Genomic DNA, 16,441 nt, shown 5'->3' on the forward strand with positions numbered 1-16,441 from the left:
AAGTATAATCCCGCCACTACAAGGAGAGAGAACCGTGAGCGAAACCAATAAAGAACGCAAGGGCAACCGCCTGTCGAAGATCGTCACCCGCACCGGCGATACCGGCACCACCGGCCTCGGCGACGGCAGCCGGACAACCAAGGACGGCCTGCGCATCGACGCCATGGGCGAGGTCGATGAACTGAACTCCAGCCTCGGCGTGCTGCTCTGCGAAGAGTTGCCGGACGCGGTGCGCAGTGCCCTGCTCGACATCCAGCACGATCTTTTCGACCTCGGCGGCGAACTCTGCCTGCCCGGCATGGAAGTCATCAAGGACCTCCAGGTCGAGCGCCTCGAGCAACAGGTCGAAATCTTCAACGCCGACCTGCCGATGCTCAAGGAATTCATCCTGCCCGGCGGCACCCGTCCGGCGGCGCTCGCCCACCTGAGCCGCACCGTCTGCCGGCGCGCCGAACGCGCCATCGTCAAGCTGTCGACCGCCGAAGCCGTCTCCAGCGCCGCCCGCCGCTACGTCAATCGCCTCTCCGACCTGCTGTTCATCCTCGGCCGCGTCCTCAACCGCGCCGGCGGCCGCGGCGACGTGCTCTGGCAAAAAGGCAAGACCGCGGCATGAGCGCCTGCGTCATCGGCCACATCACCGTCAAGGATGAGGAAAAATGGGCGCAATACCGCGCCCAGGTCCCGGCGACGCTCGCCCCGTGGGGTGCCGAACTGCTCTTTCGCGGCCGCTTGGCCGGCACCCTGGACGGCCAGCATCGGCACACCGATACAGTCGTCATCCGCTTTCCCGATCGCGCCGCGGTCGATGCCTGGCATGGCTCGGCCGCTTACCAGGCGCTGATTCCGCTGCGCCGGCAGGCCGCCGATCTCGATCTGCTGACCTTTACCGACTGAATACCGCTTGCGAGGAGCGCCATGACCCCACCGACCTTTACCGCCCTCGCCCTCAGCCTCGACCAGGGCATCGCCGAAGTCCGCCTCAACCGGCCGGACAAGTCGAATGCGATGAACGACGCGATGTGGCAGGAAATCCGCCAGGCCTTCGCCTGGGTCGACGCCACCCCGGAAGCCCGGGTCGCCATCCTCAGCGGCGCCGGCAAGAACTTCTGCGCCGGCATCGACCTCGCCATGCTGGGCAGCATCCAGCAACGCATCGCCCACCCGGACGGCGCGCGTAGTCGCGAAGCCTTGCGCCGCCTGATCCTCGACCTGCAGGACTGCCTGAGTGCGATTGAGCGCTGCCGCAAACCGGTGCTCGCCGCCATCCAGGGCGCCTGCGTCGGCGGCGCCCTCGACCTCGTGACCTGCTGCGACATGCGCTACGCGACGGCGGATGCCGTGTTCGCGATCAAGGAAATCGACCTCGCCATGGTCGCCGATGTAGGCACCCTGCAACGCATGCCCCGCCTGATCGGCCAAGGCATCGCCCGCGAACTGGCCTACACCGGGCGCCACGTCGATGCCGCCGAAGCCGAAAAGCTCGGCCTGATCAACCGGGTTTTCGCCACCGCGGAAGAGCTCAGCGCCGGCGTCCGCCAACTGGCCGCAAGCATCGCCGCCAAATCCCCCCTCGCCACCCGCGGCCTCAAGGAAGTAATGAACTACAGCCGCGACCACTCGGTCGCCGACGGCCTCGACTTCGTCGCTACCTGGAATACAGGGGTGTTGCTTTCTGGCGATCTCAATGAAGCCATCGCCGCACAACGCGAGAAGCGAGCCCCGAATTTCGGGGATTGAAGCTGGCGCAACTTAGCCAAGGGTTGCTCTATCTCGTCTTGGCGATTACTGGCTGCGGGTAATGCGATTCCCGTAAAGGTTCAACTCACGACTTTGGGTACTTTGCTCGAAGCTCCGAGAGAATCATGTCAACCGGAACAGCGAAAGTTTGTCCAGCCTCAAGTTCATCTGCACGACGCTCAGCCTCGTCGATCCAAGCCGCACCAACGTCAACCGGCCTATCGACACTAATCCAAAGTAAATCGGCCAAATCAGCCCTTTTCTCCGGACTGAGCCTCAAGGCCTCTGCGGCAATCTGCTCGTAGGTGAGTGACATATTGCCCCTCCATTCTGACAACGACGAACAATCTTGAATCGAAAATCCAAAAAGGAGAAGGCCCGACAGGTTTCCCTGTCGGGTCGGATTCGGTCGTCATGGCGCACCTCGCCCAGTGATTGTAGCTTTCCGGGGTGAGAGTGGGAGCTACAACTCCAAGGCAAAGTAGGGTGTTCACTGGGGTGCGGAAGGGGCGGGGGAATTAGATACGCCTTCGTGACTTCAAGGCGGCGTAGGGCGCCAGCAAACGACATGGCGAGTGGAAAGCGGCTGAATTTTTCCGGTTTCCGGGTCAGGTACCCATGCAGCGCGCAACCCGGTTTTCCGATCGACACTGTCGCGACGCCCGAAGCGCACGACGGCAAAAAAGTCGGTATCGCTGTTGCCTTCGAGTTCACAATCTCCCGGGTAAATCAGACTTTCTCCGCGTTTGAGCCTGGGCAACGTCAAGGCATCAAGAATCCGGTTCCCCCCTCCCTCCGTCAGGGACGTAAGCACGATGAGATTGCTCCCGTGGCAGCGCAAGGCGTGGGTACTCAGGCCATGCAACTGCCTTTGCTGGCGCTGGAGATCGAATCGCTTCAAATATTTGCAGCGGGTCAACATGGGCGGAACTTCACCCCCCCACTCCTGGCCCACCAAGGCCCGGTCAAAATCTGTACGAGACACTTCTGCGATTGCCGAAGCATTCAGTAGGCCGCACAAACAGAGCAGCGCAAAACACAATTTGCCCTTCATTGCACATTGACTCCAACGATCTTCAGTCCGGGGCTTCCGCTCCCGACTTTCTGAGCCATGGCCGGCCGGGTGTCGTAATAGCTTGTCGTTAACGGCACGGCACCGAAGATATCCAGGGGATCGATTCGTCCTTCCAGGCCATGCCCGGGATGCTCAACCGTGCGAATCTCGAAGTGGAGGTGATGATTCTCACCCTCCATCGACTCCGCGTTTCCTGTATTACCCGTCAGGCCAATCCAGGATCCCGCACCAACACGCTCACCAGTTGTGACGACGGGCATGCTGAGGTGGGCATAAGCCGCAAACAGACTCCGCCCCCGATGCCTGAACTTCAGAATGATGATTTTGCCGTAGTCGCCGCGCGAGCCGACGAACACAATCTCACCATCCGCGATGGCAAAACAGCGCATCCCGGATAGGCGAGCAGATCCCAGCCCTGGTGTGCACGCTTGCCAGCGTTGCGAACCATGCCAAAGGTGTTGGCGAGGGAATTCTTGCGAATGGAATTGGTCTCGAGTGGCCAATGGATTCCTGGCAAATGCATGCGGCGCTCCCTAAAGTTCTTCAACAAAGCGCAGATATTACGACGTCATCCAGCATCAAGGCAATTTGCCCCCCCCAGCCAATCAGTAACAACGCAATGCATTCCCGTTCAGCAATGAAATATAATTTCCACAGGAATAAATGACTGATATTATTTCTAAAGGAACCAACCACACTATGCCCACACTAGCCAAAGTCACCGCCCCAAAACCCGAAGCCGCCGCCGTCCTGAGCAAGGCGGTGGCCCGCGCCGCCGAGCGTCTGGACATTTCCCGTTCCTTGCTGGCCAAGGTATTGGGGGTCAGTCCGCCCACCGTGACGCGCTTGTATAGCGGTGCCTATCTGCTCGACCAGCGGCGCAAGGAGTGGGAGTTCGCGTTGTTGTTCGTGCGGGCGTTTCGCTCCCTGGATTCCATCGTCGGCGACGAGGCGACGGCCCGCAAATGGCTGACTGGCGAGAACCACGGCTTGAACGGCCGGCCGATCGAATTGATGCAGAACACGGAAGGGCTGGTACGTGTCGTTCAATACCTGGACGCCTCGCGCGGTCTCGTCTGAGGCGCGGCACTGGCTAGGTGCCGTGTGGCGGATGGTCGAGGCGCAGCACACCGCCTCGACGATGAAGATCGTCGACAGCCGCGACGAGCAGGATGTGCTCGAATCGCTGCTCGAAGGCAACAAGCCGGCCCTGCCCAAGGCCGCGGAGGCTCTGGACTATTTGCTGGCGACGCCGTTTCGCTACAACCCGCGACGCGGCGGTTCGCGTTTTCGGGCGGCGACCGATCCTGGCGTCTTTTATGGCGCGCAGTCGGTACGCACAGCCGGCGCCGAGCTCGGGTACTGGCGCTGGAAATTCCTCAAGGATTCGCCGCTGCTCGACCGTCTGGAGCCGGTGGCCCACACCGCGTTTCGCGCTGACATCAGCATGCAGGCCGTCGACCTGCAGCACGCGCCCTTCGCTGTCGATGCCGGCATCTGGATGCATCCCGACGATTACACCGGCACCCAGCGCTTCGCCCAGGTGGCCCGGGAGGCCGCTATCGGCGGCATCGTCTATCGCTCGGTGCGCGACCCCGAGCCGGCCTGGTGCGTCGCTCTGCTGACCCCCACGGTCTTTGCCAAGCCACGGCCGCGCCCGGATATGCAGACCTGGTGGCTGGCCGTCCAACAGGATGCGGTGATCTGGCGCCGTTACAGCCAGGCGATGACTTTCGCGATGACCGCCTGGTAGAGCCCGCAAGACGGGGCGCCACCACGAATAAGGGGGAGACCGAATGGCCTCCCCCTTATAGATTGCAGCACCGCGCGGCGGCGGCCTGAAAACCTACTCCGCGGCTTCGGCCACCCGGCGGGCGCGGACGGCGGCGGCCAGCTGCTCGAGTACCGTCACACTGTCGTCCCAGCCGATGCAGGCATCGGTGACGCTCTGGCCGTAGGTCAGCTCCTTTTCCGGGGCGAGGTCCTGGCGGCCTTCGACGAGGTGGGATTCGACCATGACGCCGACGATGCGCTCTTCGCCGGCGGCCAGTTGGGCGGCGACGCTGTCGCTGACTTCCATCTGCAGCTTGTATTGCTTGCGGCTGTTGCCGTGCGAGAAATCGACCATCAGCCGGGCGGCGAGGCCGGCCTTGGCGATTTCGTTACAGGCGGCGTCAACGCTGGCCGGGTCGAAATTGGGTTCCTTGCCGCCGCGCAGGATGACGTGGCAATCCTCGTTGCCCACGGTCGAGACGATGGCGGTATGACCGGTCTTGGTGACCGACAGGAAATGGTGCGGCGAATTGGCCGAGCGGATGGCATCGACCGCGATGCGCATATTGCCGTCGGTTCCGTTCTTGAAGCCGACCGGGCAGGAGAGGCCGGAGGCCAGTTCGCGATGGACCTGCGACTCGGTGGTGCGGGCGCCGATAGCGCCCCAGGCGATGAGGTCGGCGGTGTATTGCGGGGTGATGGTGTCGAGGAATTCGGTGGCGCAGGGCAGGTCGAGCTCGTTGATTTCGAGCAGAATGCGGCGGGCCAGGCGGATGCCTTCGTTGATGCGGAAGGTGTTGTCGAGGCGCGGATCGTTGATCAGGCCTTTCCAGCCGACCGTCGTGCGCGGTTTCTCGAAATAGACGCGCATCAGCACGACGAGATCGTCGGCATGCTTCTCGGCCTCCTTGGCCAGCTTTTTGGCGTAGTCGATGGCGAGGTCGTAATCATGGATCGAGCAGGGGCCAATCACCACCAGCAGGCGGTCATCGGCACCGTGCAGGATGCGGTGGATAGCCTGGCGGGCGGCGTAGGTTGTCTGCGCGGCGCGGTTGGATACCGGATATTCGCGGAAAACGTGGGCCGGCGGCACCAGTTCCTTGATCTCCTTGATGCGGATGTCGTCGGTATTCGGTTTGCTTTGCGGCGTCATGGCCTGCCCCATTCAAAATTGCAGAAAGGCCAGCATTCTACCGGATGCACCTGGAAGATTTCGATCCCGCCCCCGGACCGAAAATTCCACCCGGGCTCCTCAAGGTGGGTGCGGCAGCGTGCGGTGCGCCGATCGCTTCAGCAAGCGCACACCACAGTGCAGCCGCTGCCGGCTACTTCGGCAGCTTTTCGTAAAGCCCGACCACCCCTTCCATTTCTTCGAGAATGCGTTCGCTGGTCGTCGCCACCGCGAGCAGCGCCCGCTTGTCGGCGCCGCTTTTCTGGCCCAGGGCATTTTCAAAGAAGAGCCACTGCTGCTTGACCAGTTCCAGACTATCCTTGATTTGCGGCGTGTTGACCGGTGCCGAGGCGAGTTCGAGCAGGGCATCGGCAAATTCCTGACGCGCCACACCCAGGCTGGCCAGGCTCTTGTCGTCGGTAACCCGCCAGGCACCGGCCTGGTAGAACTTGGCCATGCGTTGCGACAGCATGCGCTGGCGGCCGGAAACGTTGACCAGACGGCCGGCGGCCGTGCCGGAGCGTTTTTCGAGCAGCACCGTGCCCTGCTGGGCCGTGGCCAGCACCTCTTCGGATATGGCCAGCACCTTGCGGCCGTTGTCCGGCGACGGCGCGCTGCCGAGCAGCACGTCCTTGTAGGCGAGCCACGAGGTTTCCAGCTTCAGGTAAGTGCTCTTGATTTCCGGGGTCGGCGCGAAGTTTTTTAACTCGACCAGTTGGCGGTCGAAAGCTGCCACCGAACTGTCCAGCACTTTCTTGCTACGTTCGGTATCGATTTGCAGGCCAATCTGAAAGTACGCCTTGGCCATGCGTTGCGACAACATCCGTTGCCGCCCGGCCTTGTTGATCGCTGAATTAATATCGCTGATCTGGGCCAGCGCCTCGGTCCCGGCTAGAGCGAGGAAAAATGCGAGCAGTACGCTCGGAAGGTTTTTCAAGGGGCCTCCGCTGATGGCTTTTTCAAGCCCGGAGGATAGTCACTAGCACATGCGCAAAACCATGATGCGCATCAACAATGCAGGCGCATCGTCAAGCCGGGCGGGTTCGCGGACTGCACCGGGCAGGTGCGGCCAGAAACCCGCCGGGGAATCAGGGCAGTTGCGTCAGATAGTTGGCGACGGCAACGATGTCGTCGTTCTTCAGGGGCGCCGTGGCGATGCTCATCAACTGGTTGTTGCGAATGCCGGTGCCGTCGCGATAGCGGGTGATCGAGGTTTGCAGGTAGGGCACTTTCTGTCCGGCCAGGCGCGGAAAGAGTTCGGCGCCACGTGCCTGCTCGCCATGACAGCGGACGCAGAGCTTGGTGAACAGCACCTTGCCCTGGGCCGCCTTGGCGGCATCGGCCTTGGACGGCGGCACCGGAATGCTGGAATAGTAGGCGGCAACCTGCAGGCGCTCGTCGTCCTTCAAGACCTTGATCAGGCCCTGCATGAACGGATCCTTGCGTTCGCCAGTGCCGAACTTGCGAATCTGCTCGAGAAGGTAGGCCGGGTTCTGGCCGGCCAGATTGGGCACTTCTGGCGTCTTGCTGATGCCGTCCTCGCCATGGCAGTTGGCGCAGAAGAAGGTCACTTTCTTGCCGCCATCGACCGCTGCTCGCAAGGCAACGGGATCGGCGGCGATGGCTTTCAACTTTTCCTGCAAAGCCGCCGGCGTCTGTGCAAGCAGCGAAGTGGAAACCAACAACCCAGCCAGGATCAGCAAACCACGCATCACAATACCCCTTCTCTAAGAGGTGACATTATGCCGTCCCGCCTACCGTCAGTCCATCGATTCGCAAGGTCGGCTGGCCGACGCCGACCGGCACGCTCTGGCCATCCTTGCCGCAGGTGCCGACCCCGGGGTCGAGCTTGAGATCGTTGCCGATCATCGACACCCGGGTCATCGCATCGGGGCCGTTGCCGATCAGCGTCGCCCCCTTGATCGGGCGGGTGATCTTGCCGTCTTCGATCAGGTAGGCCTCGCTCATGGAGAAGACGAACTTGCCGCTGGTGATATCGACCTGGCCGCCGCCGAAATTGGCGGCATAAATGCCCTTCTTGACCGAGGCGATTATTTCCTGCGGGTCGTGCTCGCCGGCCAGCATCATGGTGTTGGTCATGCGCGGAATCGGCAGGTGGGCGAAGGATTCGCGCCGTCCGTTGCCGGTCGGGGCGACGCCCATCAGGCGGGCGTTCAGGCTGTCCTGCATGTATCCCTTGAGAATGCCATCCTCGATCAGCACGGTGCGCTGGGTGGGATTGCCTTCGTCGTCGATGTTCAGGGAGCCGCGACGATCGGCGATGGTGCCGTCGTCGATCACCGTGACGCCCTTGGAGGCAACCCGTTGGCCGACGCGACCGCTGAAGGTCGAACTGCCCTTGCGGTTGAAGTCGCCCTCCAGACCGTGGCCGACCGCTTCGTGGAGCAGGATGCCGGGCCAGCCGGAACCGAGGACGACCGTCATCTGGCCGGCCGGCGCCGCTTCGGCGTGGAGATTGGTGATCGCCTGATGGACGGCTTCCTTGGCGTAGCGTTGCAGGATTTCGTCGTCAAAATAGGCAAAATCGAAACGGCCGCCGCCGCCTGCCCCGCCCTGCTCGCGCTTGCCGTTCTCCTCGACGATGACCGAAACCGAGCAGCGGACCAGCGGCCGGATATCGGCGGCCAGACGACCATCGGAACCGGCGACCAGGATCACTTCGTATTCGCCGGCCAGCGAGGCCATGACCTGGATCACCCGGGGGTCGAGGGCGCGCGCGAAGCCTTCGAGGCGTTCGAGCAATTTGACCTTGGCCTCGGCCGGCAGCGAGGCGATCGGATCGTGCGGCAGGTAGAGCTGGCGGGCCGCCGCGCCGTGCTTGAGGTGCGGCAGCTTGCCGCTCTGCCCGGCGGCGGCGATGGCGCGGACAGCGGTCGCGGCATCGCTCAGGGCGCGCGAGCTGATGTCGTCGGAATAGGCGAAGGCGGTCTTTTCGCCGGAGATGGCGCGGACGCCGACTCCCTGGTCGATATTGAAGCTGCCCGACTTGACGATGCCTTCGTCGAGGCTCCAGGCCTCGGAACGCGAATACTGAAAATAGAGGTCGGAGTAGTCGACCTGATGGGTCAGGATCTGGCCGAAAGTCCGCGTCAGGTCGCCTTCGGTCAGCGAGAAGGGGGCGAGCAACAGGGATTCGGCTTGCGCCAGGGCGCTGTTTGGCTTCATTGAAACTCCGTCAGAGAATGCGGTGGGCGAGCGCCGGCAGGCTCTCGCGGATTTCGGCGATACGGGCGTGGTCGAGGTCGGCAATCACCACGCCGGGCCCCTTCATCTTGCGGTCGAGGATTTCGCCCCAGGGGTCGACGATCATGCTGTTGCCGTGGGTCACCCGACCACTTTCATGGCGCCCTCCTTGTCCGACCGCCAGCAGATAGCATTGGTTCTCGATGGCCCGGGCGCGGAGCAGGATTTCCCAGTGGGCGCGGCCAGTGGTATCGGTGAAGGCGGCCGGCACCAGGATCAGGTCGACCGGTGACAGCGCCCGATAGAGCTCGGGAAAGCGCAGGTCGTAACAGATCGACAGGGCGATCCGGCCAAAGGGCGTATCGACAGCAATCGGGGTGTCGCCGGGCTCGATGAAAGCCGCTTCGTTATAGGACTCCTCGCCCTTCTTGAAACCGAAGAGATGGATCTTGTCATAGCGCGCCACACAGTCCCCACCGTCGTTGAAGACCAGGCAGCTGTTGCGCATCTGGTGCGGCTGCGGCGCGGTCAACGGGATGGAACCGGCAATGATCCACAGATCGTGACGCGCGGCCGTGGCCGCCAGCCAGTCCTGGATCGGACCGTTGCCATAAGCCTCGCGCGCCCGGACCCGGTCGGCATCGGTGGCGCCGATGACCGGGAAGTACTCCGGCAGGACGACGAGTTGCGCCCCCTGCGCCACGGCGTCTTCGACCAATTGGCCGGCCTGCTCCAAGTTGTCCGCGACGCGGGGTCCCGAGACCATTTGCAGGGCGGCGATGCGACAGTTCTGCTTGCTCAAGGTTTGCCTCCTTCTTGCGGCACGGGTTTGGGTTCCTCGGCCTGTCCGGCCTTGTCGACCAGCGGGTCGCTCCAGGTTCCGGTCACATGATAGCGGTAGGCGAACAGGCGGTTGAGCGGATTTTGCATGACGGTATTGGCGAGCAGGGTCGCGGCACCGACCAGCGGATTGATAATTGCGACACCGACCGCAGCGGCATTGCCGATCTCCGGCCGCACCAGAACCTGCAGGTCCTGGGTTTCGGCCTTGAGATCGGTTTCACCCTGCATTTCGATGTGGGCGGCCGGCCCCCGGATGCGTAGCGGCTCAGCCGTCCGCATCACGCCCTTGTTTACCGTCAGCTTGCCGTCGATGCTGTCAAAAGCCAGGCCGTCGCTGAAGATGTCGCGAAAATCGAGGGTTAGCCGGCGGGGCAGGGATTGCAGCGAAATCAGCCCAAGCAGCTTGCCGACCCCGGGCTCCAGTTTGTTGAACTGCCCCTTCTCGGCATTGACGGTCAACTGACCGCTGAGCGAGGGGTAATCGAGACCGGTCAGCGGACCGTTCCACTGCAGATCGCCGCTCAGTTTCGCCGAGCCGCGACGCACCGCATCGACGTAACCAAGACGTTCGAGCAACTTGCCGACATCCTTGGCGGTCAGTTCGAAATCCAGACGTGTCTGGTGCTTGCCGGTATTGATCCAGGTCGCCTTGCCTTTCAGCAGACCATCGGGGTTTTGCAGGTTCAGCAGATCGAGCCGCCAGGCGCCGCGGTCGTTGCGCGCCTTCAGTTCCAGCTTGCCCAGTGCCTTGTCGCCGACATGGAAATCATCGACCACCAGGCTCATGCCGGGCAGCGCGTTGATCAGCGTCGTGCTGCCCTCGCCGGCTTCAGCCGCCGGGCGGACGACCAGCCGCTTGAAATGCCCCTCAAGCCAACCGTCGCCAGCGCTGCTCCAGAACAACTCGCCGATCGCTTCGCGGGTATTCAGGCCGATTTGCCAGCCGTTGTCGCGCGGCCGCAGACTGGTATCCACCTGGTTGTAGTCGCGTCCCATCAGATGCAGTTGCGGGGTCTTCAGGGTGACCAGCCCGAGGACCAGACTACTACTGGCACTGCCAGTGCCGTTCGACTCTTCCGGCAGAAAGTTCTTCCAGGCATCGGCGTCGATGCGCGGGGTGGACACCCGTACTGCCAGTCCCTTCTCCGGCAGGCGCGGCTCGGCGTCGCCGACTGCGATCACGCCGCGCTCCCATTGCTCCTGGCGGCGAACGACCACGCCCTGGGCAACCTTGCCGAGGGTGATCCGGTACTGCTCGCGCGTCGCGTCGGGCGTCGAGCGCTCGATGCGCAGCGCCAGCGGCGTCGTCGCGTTCTTGTTCAAGGGTTCGGGCAAGGGCGAACTGATCCCGAGCAGGTCCGACTCGATGACGATCTCGGCATTGCGCTTGCGGATGTTGATGTCGGCCTTCCAGGCCGCACTGCCGGACAGGTGATTGATCAGCGGCCAGCCGAAGTGACTGCTCACACTGGCAATGTTGGCCGTGCCACTGGCCAGCACCGCCACCTTGTCGCCAACATTGCGGACCTGGACCTTGAGCGGACCGCCAAAGGCCTTGCCGGTGATGTCCTGGGCCGAAACGGTGTTTTCGGTCAGCAGCAGGCGGCCATTGACCTGGATCAGCGGCGGCAGCGCCGCCACCGGCTGCAGCTGGTTGTTCTGAAAACGATAGTCGCCACGCACCTTGGTGTCGAAGGCATGACGCAACGGAATGTCGAGTTCGAGATCGAGCCGCCCGTTGCCGACGGCGGTCATGCCGTCGGTGAAGCGATCGATCGAATCGGCGACCGGGCTCTGCTCGATGAAGCGGAAGAACTCGCTGGTCGGCCCCTGCGCCAGGCCACGGACGAGCAGCATTTCCTCATGCGATTCGAAATCGGGGATGTCGACGGTCACCGCCGACAGCTTGGTCCCGAAAATGGTGCCGGCGCTGGCGGCGATCTTCATGCCGATACCGAAGGTCATGTCGGCGCTGATGTTCTCGATGACCGGCCAGCCCGGCACGTAGTCGACCTTGGCGTCGGCCGCCTTGGCGGTGACGATGAATTTGCCGCTCTTGCCGTCGCGGAAAGGAAAATCCTGCAAATTACCCTTCAGGATCAGCTTGCCGTCATAGCCACGGCCGGCGACCAGACCACGCTTCAGCCAGGCGCGTGCCTCGGCATTGACGGCATGCGGCATATAACGCCAGACGGCGCGGGCGTCGGCCCGCTCGACACTAGCCAGGAGATCGATCTCGCCCGGCCCGGAGCCCGTGAAGCGATAGGTTCCGCGCGCCGAACCGGCGGCATCGGGGCCGGCGAATTCGAGTCTTTCCAGCTTGATGTCGATGCCGGAGGCGGCGGTTTTCCAGCTCGCCTTGGCCTTCAGCGCATCGAGCGCGATATCCGGCTCGGGAAAGACAGCAGGCAGTGCCAGCCCAGAGGCGCCGGCATCGAGCGTCAGGTCGCCACCTTTCTCGGTCAGGTCGACATAGCCGGAAAGCCCGCTGGCACCAGGAAAATAGCCTCCGGGGAGGATGCCCATCTGGTCGAAGCGAGCCTTCAGCGAATAACGCGTCAGGGCTTCCGCCTCCCCCGCCCAACTCGCCCGCAGTTCGGCAATCCGGCCCTGCGGCTGATGTTTCTGCAATAGTTCCCGGCTGCGCGGATCGAGCGGCACATACGCCGCCAGACTGCCGAGAGCACCGAGATCGACGAAGCTGGCGCTGGCACTGCCCTTGACTTCGGCAGTCTGTGGATGCCGTCGCCAATCGACCTGAAAATCGCTGGGCGCGACACGGACGCCCTGCTCCGTCAGCAATTCGAGTTTGCGCCCGGCGACCATCCACTCGCCCGGCTTGTAACGCCCCTCGAGGCGACCGCGCAGACTGGCCAGGTCGAGTTCGGGCAGTTTCGGTCCGAGTCGGATACGCAGTTCTTCGAGCGCCACGTCGGCCGTCAGTTCGCCGCCGCCTTCCTTGAGGTCACCCCAGATGCGCAGCGCTCCCCGCCCTTCCGGCAGATGCACCGGGTAATCGACCCACTTGCGCCAGCCCGCCAGGTCGGCGTAGTCGAGCTGAACGAATATCTTGCCGGCCAGGCTGTCGAGCGCTTCGCCGAGATCGCCCCGCACTTCGCCCCGAATATCGACACGCGCCGCCAGCTCGGCCGGCGGCGCCGCCGACAAACCGAAGCGATGCCGCCGCCCGCTGTTGTCGAGGCCGAACTGCAAATCTTCGAGCACCAGCGGCGGAGCCTGGCGCAGTTTGTCTTCCCAGACGATGGTGGCGTTGCGGATGCGGATGCGCTGCTGTTCGAGCGCCCACTCGGCGAAAGCGGGATCTCTCTCGCCTGCCGTATCGACCCCGGCCACTGTGATCTTGCCACTGGTATCGCGCCGCACATGCAGCACCGGCTGATCGAAGGCGAGCAGCGACAGCATCAGGCGACCGCGCCACAGGCTCTGCCAGGACAGCACGCTCTCCACCCGCTCCAGCGAAAAAGCCGGCGCCCCCTGGCGATCGAAGATCTGGACGGCATCGAGCACGAGATCCGGATTGAGCCCCTGCCAGCGAGCCGTGACCTTGCCGATCTTGACCGTCTGGCCGACGGCGCGGCTCGCCGCCTGCTCGATCTCGGCCTGGTAGTCGCCGACCCGGGGCAGCACGCCATAACGCAGGACCAGGACGAGCACGGCAAAAGCCAGCCAGGCGGCAAAAACCCCCCAGCCCAACAGGCGCAGGCCGCGGCTGACGAAGGGCCGGGCCAGAATCGGCCACAGCCAGTGCAGCCGGTAGTACAGCGCGCTACGGATGACCGCGCGGTCCAGCGGCTCAGTCACCGGTCAAACCATTTTGCAAAAGGGGGGGAGAGATCACTACAATCAAAAGCTCGCCAAAACCGGCATTCTATCCTTTTCGGCCTTTATGCCGACCAAGCAATCATGGACATCACCCTGGACTCCCGCTGGCCTGCCGCGCTCGGCCACAGCCGTTACCTGGCCAACCTGCTGCAGACGCACCCGGGGCTGATCCCGGAACTGCGCGCCACCTGGCTGCAGCCGCTCTCCGAAGACCTGCTACTGACCCCGCTCAAGCCGGCCTTTGCCGACGATGAAGCGGTCAAGTCGGCGCTGCGCCGCCTGCGTCACCGGGCCATGGCCCAGATCGCGCTGCGCGACCTGGGCGGACTGGCGCCGCTGGCGGAAGTCGTCGAGAGCATGACCCTGCTCGCCGACATCACGACCAATTTCGCACTCGACCACTACCACCGCCAGTTGGCGGCGACCTATGGCGAGCCGCTCGACCGGGCCGGCCACCCGCAGCACCTGCTGATCATCGGCATGGGCAAGCTCGGCGGCCGCGAACTGAACGTGTCGTCCGACGTCGATTACATCTTCGTCTATCCGGAAGAAGGCGACACCGCAGGGCCGAAATCGATCGAGAACTACGATTTCTTCACCCGACTCGGCAAGCGGGTCATTTCCGCGCTTGGCGACCTGACCGCCGATGGACAGGTCTTCCGGGTCGACATGCGGCTGCGCCCGAACGGCGACTCCGGCCCGCTGGTCTGTTCGCTGGACGCCCTGGAAAACTATTTCATCACCCAGGGCCGCGAGTGGGAGCGCTACGCCTGGATCAAGTCGCGGGTCATGAACGCCGGCTCCAATGCCGACGGCGCGGCGCTCGGCGACTGGATGGCAGCCTTGCGCCGGATCTCGCGCCCCTTTGTCTTTCGCAAGTACCTCGACTTCGGCGCCATCAACGCGATGCGCGACCTGCATGCCCAGATCCGCCGCGAAGTGGCGCGCAAGGACATGGCCGACCACGTCAAGCTAGGCCCCGGCGGCATCCGCGAAATCGAGTTCATCGCCCAGGTCTTCCAGCTGATCCGCGGCGGCCGCGATCCGGCGCTGCAGGTCCGCCCCACCCTCTCGGTACTCAAGCTGCTGGTCGAACGCAAGCTGCTGCCGGCTGAAAGCGAGCACGAGTTGCGCGAGGCCTATGTCTTCCTGCGCCGCCTCGAACACCGGCTGCAATATGTCGAGGACAAACAGACCCATCGCCTGCCGGACGATCCGGCCGAGCGGGCCAGCATTGCGCAAAGCATGGATTTCGCCGACTGGCCGGCCATGCTGGCCGTGCTCAACGCGCACCGCGAGAAGGTCAGCCGGCACTTCGAGGCGGTCTTCTCCGATCCCGAAGCCGGCGAACATCCACTGACCGGCCTCTGGCTCAGCCAACTCGACGATGACACGGCGATCGAAGCTTTCGGCAACCTAGGTTTTCGCCGGCCCAAGGAGGCCATTTCACGTCTCGCCGACCTGCGCGCCTCGAACCGCTACCAGCAGCTGCCGAGCACCAACCGCTCGCGCCTCGATGCCGTCGGCCCGCGCCTGATCGAAGCCGCCGGCGCCACCAACGATCCGGACACCACCCTGGTCCGTGGCCTGGATTTTCTCGAAAACATCGCCCGCCGCGGCTCCTACCTCGCCCTGCTCCAGCAGTACCCGATGGCCTTGCGCCGGGTCGCCGACATGATCTGCGCCTCGCACTGGGCGGCCGATTACTTGAACCGCTATCCGCTGCTGCTCGACGAACTGCTCGACCCGCGTCTCTACGAAATCGCCACCAACTGGGCCGGTTTCCGCGACGATCTGCGGCGCAATCTGGAAGACCACGCCGGCGACACCGAGAGGGAAATGGACATCCTGCGCGAGGTACATCACGCCCAGGTCTTCCGCCTGCTCGCCCAGGACATTTCCGGCCTGCAGACCATCGAGCACCTGTCCGACCACCTGACCGAACTGGCCGACACCATCGTCCAGGAAACCCTGCCGCTGTGCTGGGGGACAATCAAGAAACGGCATTGCGAGACGCCGAAATTCGCCGTCATCGGCTACGGCAAGATGGGTGGCAAGGAGCTCGGCTATGCCTCCGACCTCGATCTGGTCTACCTCTTCGACGACGATTCGCCGGAAGCCCCGGAAAACTATGCCCGCCTCGGCCAGCGCCTGAATACCTGGCTGTCGAGCCAGACCTCGTCCGGGATCCTGTTCGAGACCGATCTTCGCTTGCGCCCGAACGGCGACTCCGGGCTACTCGTCATCTCGGTCGACGCCTTCCGCGACTACCAGTTGAAGAACGCCTGGGTCTGGGAGCACCAGGCCCTGACCCGCGCCCGGTTTTGCGCCGGCGACCCGGCCGTCGGCAAGCGCTTCGAGGCCATCCGCTGCGAAATCCTGCGCCAGCCGCGCGACCTCGCCAAGCTCCGTGACGAAGTCGTCGCCATGCGCAAGAAGATGATCGACGCCCACGCCTCGGGCAGCGACAGCGAATTCGGCCTCAAGCACGACTTGGGCGGCATTGTCGATGTCGAGTTCATCGTGCAATACCTGGTGCTCGGCCACGCCCACCAGCACCCCGGCCTGACCGGCAATCTCGGCAATATCGCCCTGCTCCGCATGGCCGGCGAACTGGGCCTGATCGACCCGCAGCAGGGCGAGGCGGCCGGCAACGCCTATCGCGAATACCGCCGCCTGCAGCACGCCAAGCGCCTCTCGGCGACACCCAAGGCGCGCGTTGCGCGGGAAAGCATCGAACGGCACATCACCGCCGTCAGGGCCCTGTGGAGTGCCGTCTTCGGCGACTGAGCGCC

The 16,441-nt window shown here is 63.8% G+C and carries 15 protein-coding genes; 6 read left to right on the plus strand and 9 right to left on the minus strand.

The annotated features are described in order from the left end of the window. The first annotated feature begins 34 nt into the window (after positions 1-34). Genes NQE15_RS21920 through NQE15_RS21930 form a run of 3 tightly spaced genes read left to right on the plus strand, consistent with a single transcriptional unit; the run spans position 35 to position 1,737 of the window. Positions 35-613, plus strand: coding sequence for a cob(I)yrinic acid a,c-diamide adenosyltransferase (locus tag NQE15_RS21920; protein ID WP_265944759.1), 579 nt, complete (start codon positions 35-37; stop codon positions 611-613). Continuing rightward, the gene (locus NQE15_RS21925; protein ID WP_265944761.1) at positions 610-894 is read left to right on the plus strand and encodes a DUF1330 domain-containing protein; all 285 of its coding nucleotides are present in this window, start codon (positions 610-612) and stop codon (positions 892-894) included. The genes NQE15_RS21920 and NQE15_RS21925 overlap by 4 nt, the downstream gene beginning before the upstream one ends. Positions 895-915: 21 nt before the next feature. Continuing rightward, positions 916-1,737 (plus strand): crotonase/enoyl-CoA hydratase family protein, encoded by an 822-nt coding sequence (locus tag NQE15_RS21930; protein ID WP_265944763.1) that lies wholly within the window; start codon positions 916-918, stop codon positions 1,735-1,737. An 85-nt stretch (positions 1,738-1,822) separates the two neighbouring features. Here NQE15_RS21930 and NQE15_RS21935 read toward each other — a convergent pair whose 3' ends face one another. From NQE15_RS21935 to NQE15_RS21945, 3 genes are all read right to left on the minus strand, one after another. Further along, positions 1,823-2,053: an addiction module protein gene (locus NQE15_RS21935; protein ID WP_265944765.1), complete on the minus strand. Its 231-nt coding sequence runs from the start codon at positions 2,051-2,053 to the stop codon at positions 1,823-1,825. A gap of 222 nt (positions 2,054-2,275) precedes the next feature. After that, entirely contained in the window at positions 2,276-2,791 is a 516-nt protein-coding gene (locus tag NQE15_RS21940) for a hypothetical protein (RefSeq protein ID WP_265944767.1), read from the minus strand. Next, the gene (locus NQE15_RS21945) at positions 2,788-3,201 is read right to left on the minus strand and encodes a M23 family metallopeptidase (protein WP_265944769.1); all 414 of its coding nucleotides are present in this window, start codon (positions 3,199-3,201) and stop codon (positions 2,788-2,790) included. The genes NQE15_RS21940 and NQE15_RS21945 overlap by 4 nt, the downstream gene beginning before the upstream one ends. 310 nt (positions 3,202-3,511) lie before the next feature. On the opposite strand from NQE15_RS21945, the gene NQE15_RS21950 reads away from it, so the two are divergent. Then, entirely contained in the window at positions 3,512-3,892 is a 381-nt protein-coding gene (locus NQE15_RS21950; RefSeq protein WP_265944771.1) for an antitoxin Xre/MbcA/ParS toxin-binding domain-containing protein, read from the plus strand. Continuing rightward, positions 3,852-4,565 carry an RES family NAD+ phosphorylase gene (locus tag NQE15_RS21955; protein ID WP_265944773.1) on the plus strand — a complete coding sequence of 238 codons (714 nt, stop codon included), beginning with the start codon at positions 3,852-3,854 and terminating at the stop codon, positions 4,563-4,565. The genes NQE15_RS21950 and NQE15_RS21955 overlap by 41 nt, the downstream gene beginning before the upstream one ends. Before the next feature lie 93 nt (positions 4,566-4,658). On the opposite strand, the gene aroG is transcribed toward NQE15_RS21955, so the two are convergent. The 6 genes from aroG to NQE15_RS21985 form a co-directional block, all read right to left on the minus strand. Then, positions 4,659-5,738 carry a 3-deoxy-7-phosphoheptulonate synthase AroG gene (gene aroG / locus NQE15_RS21960; protein ID WP_265944791.1) on the minus strand — a complete coding sequence of 360 codons (1,080 nt, stop codon included), beginning with the start codon at positions 5,736-5,738 and terminating at the stop codon, positions 4,659-4,661. Between the two features lie 172 nt (positions 5,739-5,910). Continuing rightward, a complete protein-coding gene (locus NQE15_RS21965) occupies positions 5,911-6,693 on the minus strand; it encodes a type IV pili methyl-accepting chemotaxis transducer N-terminal domain-containing protein (protein ID WP_265944793.1) in 783 nt (260 codons plus the stop codon). Positions 6,694-6,844: 151 nt separating this feature from the next. Beyond that, on the minus strand, positions 6,845-7,468 hold the full coding sequence (locus NQE15_RS21970; protein WP_265944794.1) for a c-type cytochrome: 624 nt from the start codon (positions 7,466-7,468) through the stop codon (positions 6,845-6,847). Positions 7,469-7,496: 28 nt separating this feature from the next. Further along, positions 7,497-8,942 (minus strand): metalloprotease TldD, encoded by a 1,446-nt coding sequence (gene tldD, locus NQE15_RS21975; protein WP_265944796.1) that lies wholly within the window; start codon positions 8,940-8,942, stop codon positions 7,497-7,499. A 10-nt stretch (positions 8,943-8,952) separates the two neighbouring features. After that, on the minus strand, positions 8,953-9,726 hold the full coding sequence (locus NQE15_RS21980) for a carbon-nitrogen hydrolase family protein (RefSeq protein ID WP_416336551.1): 774 nt from the start codon (positions 9,724-9,726) through the stop codon (positions 8,953-8,955). A gap of 32 nt (positions 9,727-9,758) precedes the next feature. Then, positions 9,759-13,625, minus strand: coding sequence for a YhdP family protein (locus NQE15_RS21985; protein ID WP_265944800.1), 3,867 nt, complete (start codon positions 13,623-13,625; stop codon positions 9,759-9,761). A gap of 102 nt (positions 13,626-13,727) precedes the next feature. Between NQE15_RS21985 and glnE the strand changes: the two genes are divergently transcribed. Beyond that, a complete protein-coding gene (gene glnE, locus NQE15_RS21990) occupies positions 13,728-16,436 on the plus strand; it encodes a bifunctional [glutamate--ammonia ligase]-adenylyl-L-tyrosine phosphorylase/[glutamate--ammonia-ligase] adenylyltransferase (protein ID WP_265944802.1) in 2,709 nt (902 codons plus the stop codon). Positions 16,437-16,441: the final 5 nt, after the last annotated feature.

This window comes from Dechloromonas sp. A34 (genome assembly GCF_026261605.1).
Classification (GTDB): domain Bacteria; phylum Pseudomonadota; class Gammaproteobacteria; order Burkholderiales; family Rhodocyclaceae; genus Azonexus.

What these genes read in the sequence shown, in the direction of transcription:
- tldD (WP_265944796.1), bottom strand. Translation starts at nt 8,942, where the DNA reads ATGAAGCCAAACAGCGCCCTGGCGCAAGCCGAATCCCTGTTGCTCGCC.
- NQE15_RS21940 (WP_265944767.1), bottom strand. Translation starts at nt 2,791, where the DNA reads ATGAAGGGCAAATTGTGTTTTGCGCTGCTCTGTTTGTGCGGCCTACTG.
- NQE15_RS21970 (WP_265944794.1), bottom strand. Translation starts at nt 7,468, where the DNA reads ATGCGTGGTTTGCTGATCCTGGCTGGGTTGTTGGTTTCCACTTCGCTG.
- aroG (WP_265944791.1), bottom strand. Translation starts at nt 5,738, where the DNA reads ATGACGCCGCAAAGCAAACCGAATACCGACGACATCCGCATCAAGGAG.
- NQE15_RS21980 (WP_416336551.1), bottom strand. Translation starts at nt 9,726, where the DNA reads ATGGTCTCGGGACCCCGCGTCGCGGACAACTTGGAGCAGGCCGGCCAA.
- NQE15_RS21950 (WP_265944771.1), top strand. Translation starts at nt 3,512, where the DNA reads ATGCCCACACTAGCCAAAGTCACCGCCCCAAAACCCGAAGCCGCCGCC.
- NQE15_RS21945 (WP_265944769.1), bottom strand. Translation starts at nt 3,201, where the DNA reads ATGCGCTGTTTTGCCATCGCGGATGGTGAGATTGTGTTCGTCGGCTCG.
- NQE15_RS21925 (WP_265944761.1), top strand. Translation starts at nt 610, where the DNA reads ATGAGCGCCTGCGTCATCGGCCACATCACCGTCAAGGATGAGGAAAAA.
- NQE15_RS21930 (WP_265944763.1), top strand. Translation starts at nt 916, where the DNA reads ATGACCCCACCGACCTTTACCGCCCTCGCCCTCAGCCTCGACCAGGGC.
- NQE15_RS21935 (WP_265944765.1), bottom strand. Translation starts at nt 2,053, where the DNA reads ATGTCACTCACCTACGAGCAGATTGCCGCAGAGGCCTTGAGGCTCAGT.
- glnE (WP_265944802.1), top strand. Translation starts at nt 13,728, where the DNA reads ATGGACATCACCCTGGACTCCCGCTGGCCTGCCGCGCTCGGCCACAGC.